Genomic DNA, 19,101 nt, shown 5'->3' on the forward strand with positions numbered 1-19,101 from the left:
CAGTTGATTTACGGCCTGCCTAAACACATGGCAGGCGTTGCGGAAAATGGCGACAACACGTATTGGGAAATCGTTCCCGGCAAGAACGCCTGCGGTACGTGCAAGCTGATGGGAGGCATGCGGTTCGCCCGCAAGCCCGGCCCCAACCATCCGAACTGCGCCTGCGAAATGCGGCGGGTGGCACCACCAGAGCGGCAGCGGCAGCCCCGAGCCATGGCCGTTGGCACACTTCAAGGATACGGCGATAACGAAATAGAAAGATTTGAGGCAGGACAGATTATTACTGTTGAAATTCGAAATCTTGGACCTTTTGTGGCAGGTGTTTTACTACGGGTGGACGGGGAGGAAGAACGCACAACCGGCCACTTATGGCCGGGGCAGGTCCTGACATTTGAGTTTTCGAAGTTTCGTGAGCCTCCTGTTTCATGGGTTGTTTTTCTTATGTGCATCGGTGGCGACAACTCTACAATCAGGTATATTATCAGCGGGTGACCATAAATGAAAGCTCTGCTGTTTCTTCTCCTGCTCCTGCTGCTGGTCCCCGCCACAGCCCTCGCGCAGCAGCCGACCTATGACCTCTCCTGCGAAAACGTCTCAAACATCCTCATCGTTCGAGACGAGGACGGGTTCCTGGCACAACGCTCCCCGGATGGCTTCGTGCACGGTGTGACGTTTATCCTGAAACCAGAGGCCCTGCGCGCGTTCCAGGCTTTTGTCGAAGTGTCGCGGCAATCCCAGCTCCCTCGCACTGCAAAGCCCTACCCCTGGTATGCGGCGCTTTCTGTCACGGCAAACGGCAAGCCGTTGCAGTGCGACATACTGGAGATTCGTGGGTATGGCGGAAAGAAAGTCATTACTTTCCTCTTCAACGAACAGGACGCCTTCGACGCGGCCCGCGCGGTCTGCCCGACCCTGATACCGCACAAGGAGCTTGTGAGAAGGCAAAGGGGGGAGGCCGAGGGTGCGCCCCTTCCTCCCGTCGTGCCCCTTCTCAGCCTGGGCTTCGACATCTCCTGCGAGAACGTCACCAACGTCACCATCATCCGCCAGAAAGACAGCTGGCTGCAGCTGCACACGCCACAGGGCTTCATCCATTTGCTCTTCTTCCAGCTGAAGCCGGAGGCCGGGGACAGATTCGAAACGCTTGTCGCTGCGTCGCGAAAGCTCCATCCCCTTGGCGATGGCGTGTATTATCAGCCGCAGCTCACGGTCACGACAAACGGCAAGCCGCTGCAAAACGACGTGCCGGGGATTGAAGGCAACGGGAACGGGAGAGTCGACACCGTCATCATGAACGAACAAGACGCCTTCGACGCGGCGCGCGCTGTGTGCCCCACGGCCCCGGTGGAGTTCATCATCATGCCGCCGATGCGCTACCCCGAACCGGGGCAATAGCCCGCACGCAAAAAGGCCGGAGCCCCAATCGGAGCCCCGGCCTTATTCATTCCTTAACTCGCTAGGCTGCTAGACCTTGGAGGCCTGCATCTCCTCGGCGGTGAAGTCCCAGGCGAGGTCGTGCGGGGGCAGCTTCTCGTTCTTGAAGAAGTCCGGCAGCTGGTCGTCCTTGGTCGTAAAGCCAGCGGCCACGTTGAAGGCCAGCTCGTCCTTCAGGCAGTTCGCGCCCAGGTTCACGATGTCGTCAACGCTGTAGGGCTTGCCGGTGTACGAGGACACGAGATCAGCAACAACGCCCAGGGCGTCCGGGGTGTCCAGCACGGCAAAGGCCACGAACAGGCACAGGCCCAGGGAGTCCACGGCTGCGGTAGCCACCTGCAGGTTCTTGGAAACCTCCACCTGGCCGGCCTTGCCGTGGGATGGCACGTCGCCGCCCACCTTGAGCACGTTCTGACACACCGCGTAGCCCGCGGTGTGGTCCGCGCCCATGGGGGTGGTGCAGTAGGTGACGCCCACGCCCTTGACCACGCGGGGGTCGTACGCGGGCAGCGCCTGCTTCTTGACCACGGGCACGCGGTCCACGCCGAAGGCCTGGGCCGTGAACACGGTGCCGTTGCCCAGAATGCGCCCCAGGGGATCCTTGGTGCCCACCTTGCGCAGCAGGTCGATGACGCCCTTGCCGTCGCCCCAGGCCACAACTCCGGCCTCCATGGCCATGGCGATGGTGTTGGCCATCTCAATGGTGTCCATGCCCGCCTCGTCGCAGGTGCGGTCCATCATGGCGATGTCGTCCAGGTTGTCCACCAGGATGTTGGCGCCGAAGCCCCAGATGGTCTCGTACTCGAAACCCGTGGTCAGGAAGTCGCCGTTCTTGTCGTTGTAGACCTGCGAGCACTGGATGACGCAGCCGGTGTGGCAGCCGTGCTTGTACTGGCCCTTTCTGGCCTTGATGGTCTCGGTCATGGCCTCGCCGCTGATCTTGGCGGCGCCGTCGAAGCGGCCGGAGCGGAAGTTCTTGGTGGGCAGCGCGCCCGCCTCGTTGATGATGTTCACCAGGATGGCGGTGCCGTAGGTGGGCAGACCCTGGCTGGTGACCGGGTGGCCCATGAGGATGTCGACCCAGCGCTTGCGGGCCACCTTGAACTTTTCCGGGTCAGCCATCACAACGGCGTCCTTGCCGTCCGGATCAAGCACCACGGCCTTGATCTTCTTGGAGCCCAGCACCGCGCCCATGCCGCCGCGACCAGCGGAGCGGCTGGGGCGGCCATCGGGGTCGGAGAACTGGATGGTGGAGGCCATGAGGCTCTGCTCGCCCGCGGGCCCCACGATGGCCGTGACGACCTTCTCGCCGAACTTGGCCTTGAGCAGGTCGTGGGCCGCGTAGTTGCCCTTGCCCACCAGTTCGGCGGCGTCCAGGAACTCCACGGTGTCCTTTTTCACCACCACGGTGACAAAGGGCGCGTCGGCCTCGGGCTTGTCCTCGAAAATGATGGCCTGCAGGCCCAGACGGGGCAGCTTGTGCGCAAACTGGCCGCCCACGTTGGACTCCTTGATGCCGCCGGTCAAAGGCGACTTTGCGCCCACAGAGGACCGGCCGGAGTTGGCGGCGGTTGTGCCCGCCAGAATGCCTCCGGCGATGACCAGCTTGTTGGCGGCGGAGAGCGCATGGCAGGTGGCCGGGACTTCGTTCAGCACCACGCGGGAGGTGAGGGCGCGACCACCCAACCCGGCGTACTTCCCGAGCTCCTCGAAGCTGTATTCCTTGGTGCGGGTGTTGATGCGCAGTATCTTCGACATGGCGTCGCTCCTTGCTTTGTTTCCGGTTGCGGAATGTAGAGCCCTGCGCTAGGCACAGGGCTACGACTAATATAAATGTTGAAAAATTTAAGTCAATGATATTTGCAGCCTATGCTTTTCGTGACATATGTCAGCCCAAACATAGCCAGGAGGCCCCATGGCGCAGACAAGGATCCTGCAGGTGCTCGCAACGGCGGAGGCCCTGGAGGCCATGACGCCCCTGGCGCGCGAGGGCTTCGGCGTGCGAATCGCTGCGGGCCTGAGCCTGCGCTCCACCCTGGCCGACGACCTGGGCCTGGGGCCGGAATGCGTAGAGAAGCGCATCCAGACCGTATTCCTCGACGGGTCGCCCGTGGACGACATCGACCAGGACTTCGCCCGGCCCGGCAGCACGCTGGCCCTGGCCGGAGCCCTGCCAGGAGTGGCGGGCATCGCCATGCAGCGCGGCAGCCGTATCGGCGTGTTCCGCGAAGGCATCACCCACAGCGCCGTGAGGGACCTGCCCGCCTCGGACCGCAGCCTGCGCATCACCCTCAAGCTCTTCAACACCGTGGCCGTGGAATGTCTGGCGCAGATCCTCTCGCGCGGGGTGGAGGTGCGCTCCGGCCGCCTGGCCGAGCTGCTGGACGATAACCCCGAAGCGCTCACCCAGGCCACCTTCCTGCTGGATGGCGCGCCCCTGGACCGCACAGCCCTGGTTTCGGCCCTGCGCGGCGGGCGCGAGCCCCTGAGCATGGTGGCCGGGGCAGGAGCCCCGCAGTGACCCCGGCCATGACGCCGGGCGCTGGGCTGGTCGCCCTGGCCGCCATCGCCGAGGCTGCGGGTCAAGCCATCCTTGAAGTGCGGCGCGACGGCTTCGAGGTGGCCTACAAGGACGACCACTCGCCCCTGACCCATGCCGACATGGCCGCCCATGAATCCATCCTGCGCGGGCTGGAAAAGGCCTACCCAGGCGTGCCGGTGCTCTCAGAGGAAGGGGCTGCCCTGTCCTACGAGACGCGCGCCCGCTGGGAGCGGCTGTTCATCGTAGATCCCCTGGACGGCACCAAAGAGTTCGTGAAGGAGCTTGGCGAGTTCTGCGTGTGCATCGCCCTGGCGGTGAACGGATATCCGGCCATGGGCGCAGTGAACGTGCCCCTGTGGGGGAAAACCTACGTGGGCGGCCTGGGGCTTGGGGCCTTCTGCCGCGCATCATTCACCGCCGCCCCGGGCGATGTCGGCCCCTGGCGGCCCATCGCCGTGCGCCAACCCGACCCGGACAACCTCGTGGTGCTGGCCAGCCGCTCGCATCCCTCGCCGGAACTGGACGCCTTCCTGGCGGGAAAACCCATACGCGAACGCATCATCGCAGGCAGCGCGCTCAAGTTCTGCCTGGTGGCGGAGGGCAAGGCCGACCTGTACCCACGCTTCAACATGACGCGCGAATGGGACACCGCAGCCGGGCAGGCCGTGGTGGAAGGCGCGGGCGGCAGCGTGGTGCGCCTCATTGGCGGCAAGCCCGGCGCGCGCATGCCCGTGAACAAGCCGGACCTGTTCAACGGGCCTTTTTTGGCGTCAGGCAGGCCGCTGTAGAAGAGAATCAAGGGCGCCGCCCCTTGGACCCCGCCAGAGGGCGCAAGGCCCTCTGGACTCCCTTTGGCGTCGAGGCCCGCAGCATTCTTTGTGCCGCATCTCCTTTTCAGCCCTCACCCGCCACTCCGCAAGCGACAGTGCCGGTTCCGAGCGTCTGCTCGGAACCGGCACTGTCGCTTGCCCTGAGAAGGTCCGGGGGGAATCATCCCCCCTGGAAAAAGATATTTCCTCTTCCTTTTCCTCTTCGCTTTTCCCTCACCTACTCCTCGCTTGGCGCGAGTTCCCGCAGGCTCTTCTCCACCAGGGGCAACTCTGGGACATCGTCAATGCTCCCGGCCCCCAGCTCTTTCAACTTGCGCGCCTGGGGCAAGGCCCGCGACTCAAAGGAGCCCACCGCCTTGTTGTAGCCTTCAACGGCGGAGCCAAGCCCCTTGCCGATCCGGCTCATGTGCTCCACCAGCGTGCACATGCTCTTGTACAGCTTTCGCCCTTGCTCGCTCACCTTCTGCGCGCTCTCCGCCACAGTCTCCTGCTGCCACCCATAGGCGACGGCCCTGAGCAACGCGATGAGTGTGGTGGGCGAAGCGACAATCACATTCTTGTTGACCCCCTCCTCAATGAGTCCTGGGTCGTGCTCCAGGGCGGAGCTGAAGAATATCTCGCCGGGCAGGAACATGACCACGAACTCCGGCGTAGGCTTGATGTGGTCGCAGTAGCTTTTCTGCCCAAGCTTGGTCATATGGTCGCGGATCTGCCGGGCGTGGGCCTGCATGCTGCTCTTGCGGGCGTCCTCGTCCTGGGACTCGTAGGCGTTGAGATAAGCTTCCAGCGGGGCCTTGGCGTCAACGACCACATTCTTGCCGCCGGGCAGGCGCACCACCATGTCCGGGCGCAGTCGGCCTTCCTCGGTGGTGACGGATGTCTGCTCGGAGAAGTCGCAGTAGTTGATCATGCCGGCAAGCTCGACAACGCGCCGAAGCTGCATCTCTCCCCAGCGGCCACGCACGGTTGGGCGGCGCAAGGCGTCCACCAGCTTGCGCGTCTCCTTTTTCAGGTCCACCTGGTCCGAAGCCAGGAACTTCACCTGTTGGCGCAGCTCCACGTAGGCGTTCTGGCGGCTCTTCTCCATGTCCTGGATGCGGGCGTCCACCAGGGTAAGGGACTCTTTTATGGGCTTCACCAGGCCCTCGATGCTCTTCTGGCGCAACTCCAGGTCGCCCTTGGCGGCTTCCTGGAACGTGGACAAATGAGCCTTGGCCAAATCGACAAAACTTTGGTTGTTGTTCTTCAGCGCATCGGCGGAAAGAGCCTTGAAGGTGTCCTGCAATTTCGCCTGCAGGTCTTCCAGGAGGGCCTGCTTCTCGTTGGCGGCCTTGCGCTCCTCCTCCATGCGCGCCACGAGGTCGCCCTCGCGCACCTTGAGCACCGAGAGGTCGGCGGCGATGGCCGTCAGCCGGGCCTCCAGGCCGGGCACACGGGCGGCGATCTCCTCGGCGCTGGCGCGCAGGGCAGTTTCGGCGCGCAGGGCTTCGGCAGCCTTCAGGGCGCTTGCGCGGGCGGCGGCGATTTCGGCCTGAAGGGCGGGCAGGCGCTCGGCCAGTTCAGATTCGGCGGCCTTGGCCTGGGCCTCGGCGCTGGCGCGACGGCCTGTTTCCGCACGCAGGGCCTCTGCGGTTTCCGAGGCCATGATGCGGGCTGCGTCCAGCTCGGCCCGCAGGCTGCCGGCCTGGGCCTCGGCCCCGCGCAGGCGCTCCACCAGGGCGGATTCGCCGCTTCGCGCCTGGGCCAGCATGGCGTCGGCCTCGGCGCGCAGGCGCGCGGTCTCTGACGCGGATCGGCCCTTGAGCAATATCACGGCGAGGCCAACGCCGAGAACGAGACCGCAAACAAGGGCGACGACGCCCAGGAGAGCATCCATTTAATCAGCCAGTTTTTTGAGCAGCCAGGCCATGTTCCGCCCCAGCACGTGCATGGTCCTCAGGCCCTCGTCGTCGCCTTTCACCTGACCGGGCTCGCGGCCATAGCCCATGTTCCAGTAGTTGGAGCCGGGCACGATCATCTGGCCGATGAAAAAGAAGTGGTTCAGGGTGTCGAAGGTGTGGATGGCCCCGCCTCGGCGCGCTGTGACAACGGCGGCCCCCACCTTGCGGCTGAACATGTCGTCGTTGGCCCGGGCCACCATGCCCGCGCGGTCCATGAGGGACTTCATGTTGGTGGTCACGTCCGCGAAGTAGGTGGGCGAGCCGAGCAGGATGCCGTCGGCCTCGATCATCTTGGCGATGTAGCCGTTCATGGCGTCGTCCACGGCGCAGAGGTGGTCCTTGTTCTCAAAGCATTTGTAGCACGCGATGCAGCCTTGCAGGGCCTTGGGGCCAAGCTGGACCAGTTCGGTTTCGATGCCCTCGGCCGCGATCTCGCCCAGGGCGGTATTGAGCATGATTGCGGTATTGCCGTTCAGCCGCGCGCTGCCGTTGATGCCAAGCACCTTCATCTGCGTTCTCCTTTGTTTTCGTTCAGCGTCCGTTCGGTCCAGGCCACGCCCTGGGGGCTTTTGTCGTCGGCTGAGCCCACATGGGTGAAGCCGATGGCGATGCGCCGCATGGCGCCGCCGGGTTCGCCCAGGCCGCGCACCACGCCAGCGTACCAGTATGGTTTGAACTGCTTCTCCCGGAACATGAACAACGAGCATTTGACCACCACCGGGCTTCCGGCGGCAAGCCCCTGGGGCACCTGCTCCGCGCGCACCTCCAGGGCCAGGCCGCCAGCGGAGATGTTGGTGACGGCATTCTCCTCGCCCTGGCTGCCCTCATAGGCGTTGACTGAGACATGCGGCTGAGCGTCCGGGAAGTACAGCGGGCTCGCGCCCTGCTCGGCGAGCCACAGGCGCACCCGCACGAAGCGCTGATCGCTCACGCGTTTTCTGGGGTGCCTTCTGCGCGGCATGGACAAAAGCTCCGTGGGCGGGCCAAGGGTCAGGCGCGGCGGCTCCAGGGAAGTGTCCACGCTGGCTATGACGGTCTCAAAGGCGTTCACCTGGCGATCGCCGAGGCGCTGCGGAGTGAAGAAGCAGGTGACGGGCGCGCCAGGCGCGGTTTCGATTGTCGGGACTGAGGCGAAGATCTCGCAGATCAGGCCGTCCGGCCCAGCGGAGCGGGCGACGCAGCGGGCCAGAGGCTCGTAGGGGGCGTCCTCGCCCAGTGCGGAAGCGCCAGAGGCGTCCAGCCAGGCGCGCGGCATGACGTCAACGGCCACGCCCTCGGCAGCCAGGGCTTGCATGGCCGGGGCCACGTCCCTGCCGCCCTCCCGGGCGGGCGCTATCTTGCGCCAATTGAGGCGGCCAAGCAAAAATCCGCCGCCAGCGGACACTGCCGCCACCAGCGCAAGGCTTGCCCACCATGCCCAGTCGCTCATCTCGCCCCCAGAATATACGGATGGCGAAAGGATACGTGGCGCGCACAAGGCTTGTCAAATTCCGGGACGCGACACCATTGCCGCGAGACAAGCCCTGCGGCCGAAAGGACAGAGTCTAGGCGTTGCGGAACACGTCGAAAAGCTCGGAGCTTACCTCAATCACGAAGTGGCCGTCCTCCACGCGCATGCGCACGTTGAGTTCCGGCACGAGGGCCATGTCCTCGGCCACGTTGGCCCACTTGGTCATAAGCTTCTTGGGATCGGCCTCGTCAACAGGCAGCTTTTCCGCGAAAATCCATTCTTCCATGACACGCTCCTTGAGCCCGATCTAGACGTAGACCCGCCGGTTCATTCCCAGCAGGCAGAAAATTTCATAAGAGATGGTTCCCCACCAGGAGGCCAGCTCCTCGGCCGAGATGGCCAACGCCCCGCTGCCGCCCAGAAGCACGGCCCAGTCGCCGGGACGGACATCCGGCACCTCGCTCACGTCGCAGGCGCAGAGCTGCATGCACACCCGGCCCACCTGCGGCACCCGGCGCCCGCCAACCAGCATCTGCGCGGCCTTGCCAGAAAGCCCGCGGCTGTATGCGTCGGCGTAGCCCGCAGCCACGATGGCCACGCGCATGTCGCGCTCCGCCGTATAAGAGCCGCCATAACTGATGCTCTGGCCTTTCTTCAGGGCGTGCACGGCCACGATCTTGGTGCGCACCTCCATGGCCGGGACAAGCCCGCGGCCCAGGTGCTCCCAGGCGGTTCCGGCAAAGGGGTTGGCCCCGTAAAGGGCGATGCCGCCGCGCTGGCTCTGGTGGTGCAGCATCTGGTGGGCCAGGATGCCTGCGGAGTTGGCCAGATTGGCCTCCAGCGCAAATCCGGCCTCGTCCAGCGCCGAAAGCATGTCCTCGAACTTCCCGGCTTGGCCCATGACCACGCCCACGGCGTCAGGGTCGTCGGCAGTGGCTAGATGCGAGCTGACCATGACGGGCCGGACCAGCGGAGCCTCGCGCAGGCGCTCGATGAGCCGGGGCATGTCCTCGGCCACGAAGCCCAGGCGAGCCATGCCGGTGTCGAATTTGAGGGCCACGGGGAGCCCCTTGCCCGCGCGGGCGGCCTGCCCGGCCAGGGTCTCCAGCTGGCGGAAACTGCCCACGAAGGGGATAATCTCATGCTCCCACAAGGGCGGGTAGTCCTCGGGATCAATGGGACCAAGAAGCGCGATGATGCGCGCCTTGATGCCCGCCTCGCGCAGGTGCTGGCGCAGGGCCACGCCTTCCTCCACAGTACCTATGGCGAAGGTGTCGCAACCCTCCTGAGCCAGGGCCTGGGCCACCTCAAACAGGCCGTGCCCGTAGGCGTCGGCCTTGATGACCCCGATGACGCGGCTGCCGAAGCCGCACAAAAGGCGGTAGTTCGCCCTGATGGCCGAAAGGCGGACGCGGACCTCAACCTTGTTGTGCAAAATGCTCATTGACGAAAATTCTCCTGCGCCGGTGGCGATGGGGGGAGGCGCGGATGGCAGATTGGCAGAGATTGCCCCGGCACGCAAGATGAGTATGCACACCGAACGCGGGAATGAAGGATTCCCGGCGCGCTACTTGCGCTTGAACAAACGCTCCAGATCGCCCTCGCCGAAGGAGACCACCACGGGCCTGCCGTGGGGGCAGTGCTCGCGCTCCGGCGCGGCCAGCCAGGCCTCCAGCAAGGCCAGAGCCTCGTCCACGGCCAGGGACTGCCCGGCCTTGATGGCCGACTTGCACGACAACAGCGCCCACAGGGAGGTGAGCCCGTCGGACTGCTCGTCCAGAATCTCGCGCAGGTGCTGCACCGCCTTGCCCGCTGGCAGGCTGGGTGGAACGCCGCGCACAAGGAGCGTGTCCGCCTGCCGCTCCAGCACGAAGCCCACCTCGCGCAGCTCCTGCTCAAGCTCGGCCAGACGCAAGGCCTCGGACTGGTGCAGGGGAAAGGGAAACGGCACCGCCAGGGGCTGGGAATCGCCAGCGCTGCGCGCCCGGCGCATGTTTTCCAGAATGACGCGTTCGTGGGCCGCGTGCTGGTCCACGATGACCAGCCGCCCGCCACCGTTGGCCCCGCCCTGACGCAGCACCAAATATGTCCCGGCCACCTGCCCCAGATACTCAAGCCCCTCGCGGCTCAGGGGCTGTGGAACCGCCGCGCCCATACCGACAGAGATCGGGGAGGAGTTTGAAACCGCTTCCCGGCCCGCCTCCGCAGGGGTCAAGGGCAACGGCGCAAGGCGCTCCGGCGGGGGAGATTGAAAATCGTGGTATGCGCGCAGCGCCGCAGGCTTGTCGCCGCCCGTCCAGCGATCCGCCCACTGACCCGTGGGCCGTTGGGAGGCGGAGGCAGCCGAACCCCAGGCTCCGCCCGAGGGGCGGCAGAATGCCGCAGCGGGGGCAGGATCGGCGGGCGCGAGGTCCGGCTGGGCCTGGCCCGCGTCGCTGGCAGCACGGGCGTAGCTGGCGGAGGCCTCCGACAGGGTCTCGCTCCCGGCCACTGGCTCCAGCGCCCAGCGCACCAGGGAAAACACGGCCCCCTCGTCGCGGAAGCGCACTTCCATCTTGGAGGGATGCACGTTGACGTCCACCTCATCGGGCGGGAGATCGAGAAACAGCAGCACCTGCGGATACTCGCCGGAGAGCAGGCGGCCCTTGTAGGCGTCGCGCGCGGCGCGCATGAGCAGGCGGTCCTGCACGGGCCGCCCGTTGACGTAGAAGAGCATGCGGTCGGCGCGGTTCTGCGCGTGGGAGGGTTTGCCCGCCAGGCCGCGGGCGGTCATGCCCTCGCGGCTGCGCGAAAACTCCTGCAAGCCCTCCAGCACCTGCGGGGGCCAGAACTGGCCCAGGCGCGCGGCCAGGGTCTGGCCGCCGGGCAGGCGGAACAGCTCGCGCCCGCCGTTTGTCAGGGAGAAGGCCACATCGGGCCGGGCCAGGGCCATGCGCATGAGCGCCTCCTGGCAGCGCTTGGCCTCGGTGGCCTCGGTACGCAAGAACTTCAGGCGGGCCGGAGTGCTGGCGAAGAGCCGGCGCATCTCCACCCGCGTTCCGGCAGCCAGGGCCGCCGGGCCTTCGGACGCGACGACCCCGTGCTCGACCTCGATGTGCGCGGCCTCGGCAGCCTCCCGCGCGCGGGAGGTAAGCAGCAGATGCGACACCGAAGCGATGCTCGGCAGGGCCTCGCCCCGGAAGCCGAAACTGGTGACGGCGAAAAGGTCTGCGACGGCTTTGAGCTTGCTGGTGGCGTGGCGGGTGACGGCCAGGGCCAGCTCGTCCGCCGGGATGCCGTCGCCGTCGTCGGCCACCATGAGCCGGGCCACTCCGCCGCCCTCAAGGGCCACGTCGATGCGCGCGGCGTTGGCGTCGAGACTGTTCTCCACAAGCTCTTTCAGCACGCTGGAAGGGCGCTCAACCACCTCGCCGGCGGCGATCTGGTTGCGCAAAGTTTCTGGAAGCAGGGTGATGGTGCGGCGCGTCATGCGCCAAGGATGCCTTTAGGGCTTGCCGAAATCAAGCAGGTTGAAGCGCAGTTCGAAGTTGTCGTCGCTGGGCTTGCGCGAATACTTGAGCTGAATCTCATAGCACTGGTCGCGCCAGACGAACCCAGCCGTCTTCTCAAGGTCAGTGCTGCCGACAATGTCGAAGCGGTAATTGCTGACGAACTTGAGCTTGTCGGTGATCTGGTAGTCCGCGCCCACGCTGACCACCTGCACGTTGCTGCCGCGCTGGCGCTTGTACTCGCTCACCGGGTGCAGGTAGTCGTACCCGAAGCGCAGTTCGCCCAGCTTCTCCTTGGTCAGGGCCAGCTGGTTCTCATGCTCCGTGGGCCGGTTCAGGTAGGGCGAATAGTACGTTCTCGTGGTCAGGTTGAGATACTTCTCCGGGCGGATGTTCGCCTCGACCATGACATCGGACAAAGGCCGCTTGGGATACGTGCCCAACTGGTCGGTACGCGCGGCCTCGTCGCGGTCAAAGGACTGCTCCAGGCGCAGGCGGAAAAAATCCAGGTAGTCGGTTGAAGCCACGGGGATGGTTGAGTTGCCCCCCGGCTGTCCTGGGCCGGCCACCACGGACTCGCGCTTGCGGTCCAAAACGTTGGTCAGCGAGTAGGTAATGACGTTCTGACGCTTCAGACGATCCAGGGAGTCGAAGGAGGGCAGCCGGTCCTGGGACTTGGGCGCGGGCACGTAGGCGAAATCGAGCCGGGGGGTGATGCTGTGGCGTATGGCGCCCCACTCGGTCTTGCCGATGTTCTCCTGCGTGGCGGCCAGGCCCTGGGCATCGAGCTTGAACACCCGCGACACTTCCGTAAAGCCGGTGAACCCCAGCTCGAAGAATGTGCGCGTGGGCGTTTTGTTGGTGGTTGTTGTTGCGGACTCGTTTGTGTAGCCGCCAACGGTGTAGGCGGTGTTGCGCAGCCCGCCGCTGGGGATGAGCGTCACCGGGCCCAGGTTCAGGGGCAGGCTCAGCGTAGGGTGCAGGTCCGTGCGCACGCCGCGGGTGCCATACTCGCGCCAGAAATAATTGAACCGGCCAGCGGCTTCCAAATCAAAGGGAGTGCCTGCCAGGGCGTCCTTGAAAACAAAGGCGTTGACCTCCGGCAGACTCTGGAGGGTGGGATTATTGGCCGAGGAGTTGTTGCCGTTCATGTAGGCCAGATTCTGGACCCAGGAAGCCTTGGCCGTGACGCCGTATTTGTCCCAACTGCGCGATAGATAGGCTGTGCTGGTGCGGGTGAGGGAGTCGGCCACCTCGATGTCGCGGCCGAACTGCTTCAGGAAATTCTGGCGGCTGTTGTCGTAGCCCGAGGCGCTGGAGCCGAACTCACGCAGGTAGTTCTGGTCGCTCACCATGTCCATGTCCATTTTGAACGTCCAGTCCGGATCGACCACGAAGCCGTCGTACTTGCTGCGCACCCACCAGCGGCTGCTGTTGGGCCGCAAAAGTCCGTCGCTCTGCTGGTACAGCTCTTCCTGGTGCAGCTTGCCGGCTGACTTGCGGTCGCTCAGGAAGTCCATGCGCCAGTCGCCCTTGGTGCGGCTGTTCTCCGCGTGGCGATACTGCAGCCCCTGCATCAGGCCCCGGCTGCTCATGAAATACTCGTAGAATGTCAGGTCGCGCTCTTCGTCGATGACGTGGTAGTATGCCTGATTGATGGTATAGCCGCGCTGGCTGCTGCGGGATATCTCTGGAAGAAGCAGGCCGCTCTGGCGTCTGCCCCGGCCAGGAAGGGACAAAAACGGCGTGTAGGCCACAGGCTGGTCCGCCACGTTGAAGCGCGAGCCCCACAGCTGGGTGCGGCCTTCAAGGTTCAGGTCTCCCTCCTCCGCCGAGAAGGACCAGGCGGGCTTGTCGCCTTCGCAGGCGGTGAACTTGGCGTTCTGGAAACGGTAGCTTGAAATCCCGTACTTGCGGGCGAAGGCCGTCTCCACATGCACGTTGGTCTTGCTGATGTAGATTTTGCCGCGCTTGAGCCAGCCCTGCATGCTGACGAGATCGAACTCGGCCTCTTCGGCCTCCAGCACATCGCCCTCCCAGAGCACGCGCACGTTGCCCCGCAGGATGACCCACCGGCTGCTTTGATAGTAGCGGATGAAGTCGGCCCTCAGGCTGTTCAGTCCGCGCACCAGGGTGGCGCCGCCCAAGGCCTCCATGTACTCGCTGCCGTGCTGTCCGGTAAGCCGGTCAGCCGACAGGTTCCACTGCTCCTGGCCGGGAGCTCCGGGCACTGCCAGGCCGTTCTGTCCCTGGGCCTGACCAGGGGCCCGGCCCGGCGGAGTGACGCCCATGCGCAGCTCCGGGCCATTGGTGGACATGCCCGGAAACACTGGCGGCGGGGGAGGCGGCGCTATCTGCGCCAGAACCTGTTTTTCATCAAAAACGGGAAGCGCGGGCAGCCCGGCCGTCGGAATCTCGACACCCTTTGAGAAGTCCGGAGCGCCCGGAGCAGTGCGGGTGTTGATATCCAGGCGCACCTGGCGCACCTGGCCCGAGCCCGCCTTCAAATCCTTGGCTGTGGGCGGCGTCACCGGCAGGCGCACCTCGGAGGCTCCGCTCACGGAGTCTCCAGGCGCAGCCTGCGCAGGCCCGGCCAGGGAGCTCAAAAAGAGCCCCAGAGCCAGAATTATGACAAACCGCTTGCGCTTCAATCTTTTCTCGTTCCTTGTTTATCAGCCGATCCTGGAATCCAGGTAGGCGTCGTCCTTGTCCAGATACCCGGTGACGTAATCCTTCACCGCGTCCTCCAAAGTGCTGAAAGGGGCGGTGTAGCCCAGGGCCCTAAGCTTTCCCATCTCCGCGCGGGTCAGGTACTGGTACTTGTCGCGGATGCTTTCCGGCATGTTGATGTACTCGATGTCGGGCTTCTTCCCCATGGCCATAAACACGGACTTGGCCAGATCATTCCAGGTACGAGCAATTCCAGTGCCAACATTGATGACGCCGCCCGCCTCGGGGTGCTCAAGCAACCACCACAGGATGTCCACGCAGTCCTTGATGTACACGAAGTCGCGCATCTGGCCGCCGTCCTGGTACTCTTTGCGGTAAGAGCGGAACAAGCGCATCTGGCCGTGCTCCAGAATCTGCTTGTGGGCCTTGCAGATGACGCTCCTCATGTCGCCCTTGTGGTACTCGTTCGGGCCGAACACGTTGAAGAACTTGATGCTGGCGATCTGGTCGAGCACTCCGGCGCGCTGCGCCCAGAGGTCGAAGAGGTGCTTGGAGTAGCCGTACATGTTCAGAGGCTTCAGCATATGCAGACCCGCGTGGTCGTCCTTGAAGCCGTGCTCGCCCCCGCCGTAGGTGGCCGCGCTGGAGGCGTTCAGAAACCGCGCGCCATGGCTGAGCGCGAAGCGGCACAGCACCTGGGTGTAGCGGGTGTTGTTCTCCATCAGAAAGTCGGCGTCCTTCTCCGTGGTGCTGGAGCAGGCTCCCATGTGCACAATGCCCTTGACGCCGAAGGGGTCGCCCTCGCCAGCCACCATTTTCAGGAACCGGTCGCGGTGCAGATAATCAGTGTAGCGCAGGTTCACCAGATTCTTCCACTTCTCGGTGGAGGCCAGATTGTCCACCACCAGAATGTCGTCGATTCCCATCTGGTTCAACTTCCAGATCATGGCGCTGCCGATGAAGCCCGCGCCGCCGGTGACGATGTACATGAGTCGGCTCCTTGACGGTTATGCCCCGAGATGGGGGCGTCCCGAACCCCGGGGCAGGGGGCGGGACGCGTTCTGGAACCCATAACTTTATCCAGAGATACTCCGGTTGGCAACTGCTAGCCTCGGGGCGCTGCCGATTTCAACAAACAGGAACAGATCTTGTTGCCAATACTTAAATTTTTACCTATACGAAAGATGACAGGACATACTTGAGTTGCCAGAACATGCAAACCCTCTTCAAACACCCATAATTCAAGGAGTATCCTCAATGAGCATCCGCAAACAATTCCTGACCAGCATCGTGCTGGCAGCCCTCATGGCGCTGACCCTGGCCGCCCAGGCTCCGGCTGAGACCCTGAAGCCCAAGGTCGACAACTTCGTTCTCTTTGTCGACTACTCCGGCTCCATGGCCATGACTAGCGATGCCCTGAAGAGCGTGAAGATCAAACACGCCAAGGAGCTCATTGGCCGCATGAACGCCGAAATTCCGGCCCTCAAGTACCAGAGCGGCGTGGCCACCTTCGCCCCCTATGAAGTCATGATGGCCCCCGCAGCCTACGACAAGGCCGCCGTGGCCGCCGCCAACGCCAAGATCAAGACCGACTACGACATTTATGGCCGCAACACCCCCATGGGCATGGGCCTCAAGGATCTTCATCCCTTGATCGCAAAGCTGTCCGGCAAAACCGCGCTGATCCTGTTCACCGACGGCGACTCCAACTACGGCACCGACCCCGTGGCCGAGGCCAAGGCCCTGTACGCCATGCACCCCAACCTGTGCATCCATGTGGTCAGCTATGCCGACAACGCCCGCGGCAAGATGGTCGTCGACGAAATTCGCGCCATCAGCCGCTGCACCGTGGCTGGCGACCCCAAGGCCCTTGCCGACGCTGGCGCCCTCAAGAAGTACGTCAAGGACGTGTTCTACGATGTGGTTGCTGACGAGCCCGTTGCCCGCTCCATGCCCAAGGCCGAGTGCGAGACCATCACCTTCGGCAACCTGAACTTCGGCTTCAACTTGTACCAGATCACCAAGGAAATGGAGCCCGCCCTGGAGCAGGCTCTGACCATCCTCAAGGATTCCAAGTGCCAGAAGTTCATCATTGAAGGCCACACCGACAACGTGGGCGGAGTGCCCTACAATCAGAAGCTCTCCGAGCGCCGCGCCGGCTCTGTCGCCAAGTGGCTCTCCGACCACGGTTTCCCCGCTGGTCGTCTGAATCCCGTCGGCAAGGGCAAGCTTGAGCCCAAGTTCGACAACAAGACTGAGGAAGGCCGCCACCTGAACCGTCGCGTGGAAATCCGCACCAACTAGCCTCTTGACCAAACCGGGACTGCGGGGCAAAGTGTGCTCCGCAGTCCCGAACTGCCTCGCCTCAGCACGCCCCAATTTTCCTCTTTCGCCGGAGACCAGCCATGCTCATAAAAGCCCGCACCATTCGCACCCTGGTTCTGCTCTCCCTCCTGGCCCTGCCCCTGGCGGCCCAGGCAGAGCCCCTTGCTGGCGCCATCGGTGCGGCCCCGGTCATGCCTCAGCCCACCTTGGCCGTGGTGTCGCCCCAAGAGAATCTGCCCGGCTACATGGACCCGGACCTCATCCGCGAGCATGAGAATTTCTCTCACTTCGCGCGCTCCCAGGTGGAGCGCATGAACGCCACCATCCTCGGCGGCCGCCACAGCATGCAGGTGCACAAAGGATCCGACGGCCTGTACCGCGCCAGCTTCCGCGCCATCGACCTGCCCGGCGTCGTCTGCCAGGTGCGCCGCTCCGACAGCAATCCGCAGTTCTACGTAGGCAATCTGATCTACAAGGAACAGGTGCTGCAAAGCGTGGCCAAAAGCCCGGAAGCCTCCCGCCAGGGCCCCTTCGAACCCGTGAGCGAGAAGGCCAACCGCCTGATCTACACGTCCAAGCACGGCGGCGGCTGGCGCTAGCCTCTGCACGAAACGAATCCCGGCCCACAGAGCCCCCCTGACGAGCGCCCAGCGCCGTCAAAGCGCGCGGTTGCTCCGGCGCACCAACATATCCACCAGCCTTCCCTCCTCCCGTTCGTCCCCACGCACTATGCACTGCCGACAGTTTGCCGTCACCCGCAGGGACTGACGGCGGCGGCTGATGCGCCGCGCTCGTCCAGCTACACCGCGGCACTGTACTGGCGCTCCATTCCCGGCTAGTATCGCACCCAAGGTCGGAGCTTCCTCCGGTCCCTCCAGACAACGCCCGGAGGCCGCACATGTTCGAATCCCTGCACCGCCGCATCCGCAAAAAAGGAATGGCTCCGGGAACCGTCACCTATGTTGGCCGGAAACAGAGCACAGCCGTGGCGCTGGACGTCATTCATGCTGATGAGCAGGGCATGCGCCAGACCCGCCTGCACAGCGCCGAGGACTGCGCACCCTTTGTGGATGCGCCCACCCTGACCTGGATCAATATGGACGGCCTGCACGACTCGGACTGCGTGACCCGCATCGGCGAGCTGTTCCACCTGCACCCCCTGGTGCTTGAGGACATCGTGCACACGGGCCAACGCCCCAAGCTGGACGACCTGGGCGACGCGCTGTTCCTGGTGCTCAAGATGCTGCGCTACGACGAGGAGAACCGCACCATTGAGGACGAGCAGGTGTGCTTCGTGCTCAAAGAGAACGTGCTGTTGACCTTTCAGGAAAAAGGCAACGGCGACGTGTTCGGCGAGGTGCGCAAACGGCTTTTGGCAGGCGCGGGCAAGCTGGCCAAAAGCGGGCCCGACTACCTCATGTACGGGCTCATCGACGCCCTGGTGGACAATTATTTCGTGGTGCTGGAGCGCATGGGCGAGGACATTGAAGAGGTTGAGGAGGCGCTTTTGGACTCGCCGACGCCGGGGGAGCTGGAGACCATCCACGGCCTGCGGCGCGAGGCCCTGTTCCTGCGCCGGTTCATCTGGCCCCTGCGCGAGGTGCTGGCCAAGCTGGAAAAGGGCGGCTCGCCGCTGATCCAGAGCTCGACCATCGTCTACCTGCGCGACCTGTACGACCACACCATCCAGGTCATGGACACTGTGGAGACCTTCCGCGACATGCTCTCCGGCATGCTGGAGCTGTACCTGTCCAACGTCAGCCTGAAGCTCAACGAGACCATGAAGGTGCTGACCATGATCTCCACCATCTTCATCCCCTTAAGCTTCCTGGCCTCGCTGTACGGCATGAACTTCAAGCACATGCCGGAACTGGAGACCCAGTACGGCTACTTCGTGGTCCTGGGGGTCATGGCCTGCACAGTGACGGGCATGGTGCTGTTCTTCCGGCGCAAGGGCTGGCTTTCCGCGCCTCCCACCAGCCAGGCGGACAAAGGCGAACCCTAGCAGCAGGCGAAGGCGTGCTTAAGCAGCGTCTGGGTGCGGAAGGCGTCGTCCTGGGCGAAGCGGCGGCAGAACTGCTCCACCCGCTCCGGCCCGGCCTTTGCCGCGAACTTCTTGGTCACCTGGGCGCCGTGCAGATCCGTGAACGGCAGGCCGTCCTTGAACACCAGCACGCGTTGCTGCTTGGGGTTCTGCGGGTCCGGCCCCACCTCGAAGCAAAATGCCGAGAACTCGTAGCGTTCCGCCATGGCGAGCCTCCTCGTCCCGGAAATGTATGGCCGCCACAGCCCGGAGGCAAGCCCCGCACCCCAAAGCCAAAGAAAAAGGCCCCCAGCATGCGCCGGGAGCCCTTGATGATTGGCAGAAAGCTGAAGGGAACTAGAAGCCGTAGCGCAGGCCCATCATGACCTCGTGGGAGGT

At 64.3% G+C, this 19,101-nt stretch carries 17 protein-coding genes; 7 read left to right on the forward strand and 10 right to left on the reverse strand.

From position 1 onward, the window contains the following. Both Q8O35_RS06630 and Q8O35_RS06635 read left to right on the forward strand, forming a co-directional pair. Window positions 1–492: hypothetical protein (locus Q8O35_RS06630; protein WP_305571857.1), on the forward strand; the 492-nt coding region annotated here is incomplete at its 5' end. 6 nt (window positions 493–498) lie between these two features. Continuing rightward, window positions 499–1,395 carry a hypothetical protein gene (locus Q8O35_RS06635; RefSeq protein WP_305571858.1) on the forward strand — a complete coding sequence of 299 codons (897 nt, stop codon included), beginning with the start codon at window positions 499–501 and terminating at the stop codon, window positions 1,393–1,395. Window positions 1,396–1,464: 69 nt separating this feature from the next. On the opposite strand, the gene Q8O35_RS06640 is transcribed toward Q8O35_RS06635, so the two are convergent. Beyond that, window positions 1,465–3,192, reverse strand: coding sequence for an aldehyde ferredoxin oxidoreductase family protein (locus Q8O35_RS06640; RefSeq protein ID WP_305571859.1), 1,728 nt, complete (start codon window positions 3,190–3,192; stop codon window positions 1,465–1,467). A gap of 157 nt (window positions 3,193–3,349) precedes the next feature. On the opposite strand from Q8O35_RS06640, the gene Q8O35_RS06645 reads away from it, so the two are divergent. Further along, window positions 3,350–3,955 carry a hypothetical protein gene (locus Q8O35_RS06645; RefSeq protein ID WP_305571860.1) on the forward strand — a complete coding sequence of 202 codons (606 nt, stop codon included), beginning with the start codon at window positions 3,350–3,352 and terminating at the stop codon, window positions 3,953–3,955. Continuing rightward, window positions 3,952–4,764 (forward strand): 3'(2'),5'-bisphosphate nucleotidase CysQ, encoded by an 813-nt coding sequence (locus Q8O35_RS06650; RefSeq protein WP_305571861.1) that lies wholly within the window; start codon window positions 3,952–3,954, stop codon window positions 4,762–4,764. The genes Q8O35_RS06645 and Q8O35_RS06650 overlap by 4 nt, the downstream gene beginning before the upstream one ends. A gap of 259 nt (window positions 4,765–5,023) precedes the next feature. Here Q8O35_RS06650 and rmuC read toward each other — a convergent pair whose 3' ends face one another. The 8 genes from rmuC to rfaD all read right to left on the reverse strand — a co-directional run bounded on the left by rmuC (window position 5,024) and on the right by rfaD (window position 15,343). Next, window positions 5,024–6,682: a DNA recombination protein RmuC gene (gene rmuC, locus Q8O35_RS06655; RefSeq protein ID WP_305571862.1), complete on the reverse strand. Its 1,659-nt coding sequence runs from the start codon at window positions 6,680–6,682 to the stop codon at window positions 5,024–5,026. After that, a complete protein-coding gene (locus Q8O35_RS06660; protein WP_305571863.1) occupies window positions 6,683–7,255 on the reverse strand; it encodes a flavodoxin family protein in 573 nt (190 codons plus the stop codon). Next, complete coding sequence (locus Q8O35_RS06665) at window positions 7,252–8,175, reverse strand: hypothetical protein (RefSeq protein WP_305571864.1); 924 nt, start codon at window positions 8,173–8,175, stop codon at window positions 7,252–7,254. The genes Q8O35_RS06660 and Q8O35_RS06665 overlap by 4 nt, the downstream gene beginning before the upstream one ends. 115 nt (window positions 8,176–8,290) lie before the next feature. Beyond that, on the reverse strand, window positions 8,291–8,482 hold the full coding sequence (locus Q8O35_RS06670; protein ID WP_305571865.1) for a hypothetical protein: 192 nt from the start codon (window positions 8,480–8,482) through the stop codon (window positions 8,291–8,293). 21 nt (window positions 8,483–8,503) lie between these two features. Then, window positions 8,504–9,640, reverse strand: a complete 1,137-nt coding sequence (gene alr, locus Q8O35_RS06675; RefSeq protein ID WP_305571866.1) for an alanine racemase — start codon at window positions 9,638–9,640, stop codon at window positions 8,504–8,506. A 123-nt stretch (window positions 9,641–9,763) separates the two neighbouring features. Further along, window positions 9,764–11,665, reverse strand: a complete 1,902-nt coding sequence (gene mutL / locus Q8O35_RS06680) for a DNA mismatch repair endonuclease MutL (protein ID WP_305571867.1) — start codon at window positions 11,663–11,665, stop codon at window positions 9,764–9,766. A 15-nt stretch (window positions 11,666–11,680) separates the two neighbouring features. Continuing rightward, a complete protein-coding gene (locus Q8O35_RS06685) occupies window positions 11,681–14,335 on the reverse strand; it encodes an LPS-assembly protein LptD (RefSeq protein WP_305571868.1) in 2,655 nt (884 codons plus the stop codon). A 21-nt stretch (window positions 14,336–14,356) separates the two neighbouring features. Next, window positions 14,357–15,343, reverse strand: a complete 987-nt coding sequence (gene rfaD, locus Q8O35_RS06690) for an ADP-glyceromanno-heptose 6-epimerase (RefSeq protein ID WP_305571869.1) — start codon at window positions 15,341–15,343, stop codon at window positions 14,357–14,359. Window positions 15,344–15,611: 268 nt separating this feature from the next. On the opposite strand from rfaD, the gene Q8O35_RS06695 reads away from it, so the two are divergent. From Q8O35_RS06695 to corA, 3 genes are all read left to right on the forward strand, one after another. Then, entirely contained in the window at window positions 15,612–16,658 is a 1,047-nt protein-coding gene (locus Q8O35_RS06695) for an OmpA family protein (RefSeq protein ID WP_305571870.1), read from the forward strand. Between the two features lie 101 nt (window positions 16,659–16,759). After that, window positions 16,760–17,278, forward strand: coding sequence for a hypothetical protein (locus tag Q8O35_RS06700; protein ID WP_305571871.1), 519 nt, complete (start codon window positions 16,760–16,762; stop codon window positions 17,276–17,278). Between the two features lie 299 nt (window positions 17,279–17,577). Continuing rightward, window positions 17,578–18,684, forward strand: coding sequence for a magnesium/cobalt transporter CorA (corA, locus tag Q8O35_RS06705; RefSeq protein WP_305571872.1), 1,107 nt, complete (start codon window positions 17,578–17,580; stop codon window positions 18,682–18,684). Here the strand turns inward: corA and Q8O35_RS06710 are convergent. Further along, on the reverse strand, window positions 18,681–18,929 hold the full coding sequence (locus Q8O35_RS06710) for a hypothetical protein (RefSeq protein WP_305571873.1): 249 nt from the start codon (window positions 18,927–18,929) through the stop codon (window positions 18,681–18,683). The two genes, corA and Q8O35_RS06710, sit on opposite strands and share 4 nt — an antisense overlap. Window positions 18,930–19,101 lie beyond the last annotated feature (172 nt).

Origin of the sequence: Humidesulfovibrio sp., assembly GCF_030689645.1 — a bacterium.
Lineage (GTDB): Bacteria > Desulfobacterota > Desulfovibrionia > Desulfovibrionales > Desulfovibrionaceae > Humidesulfovibrio.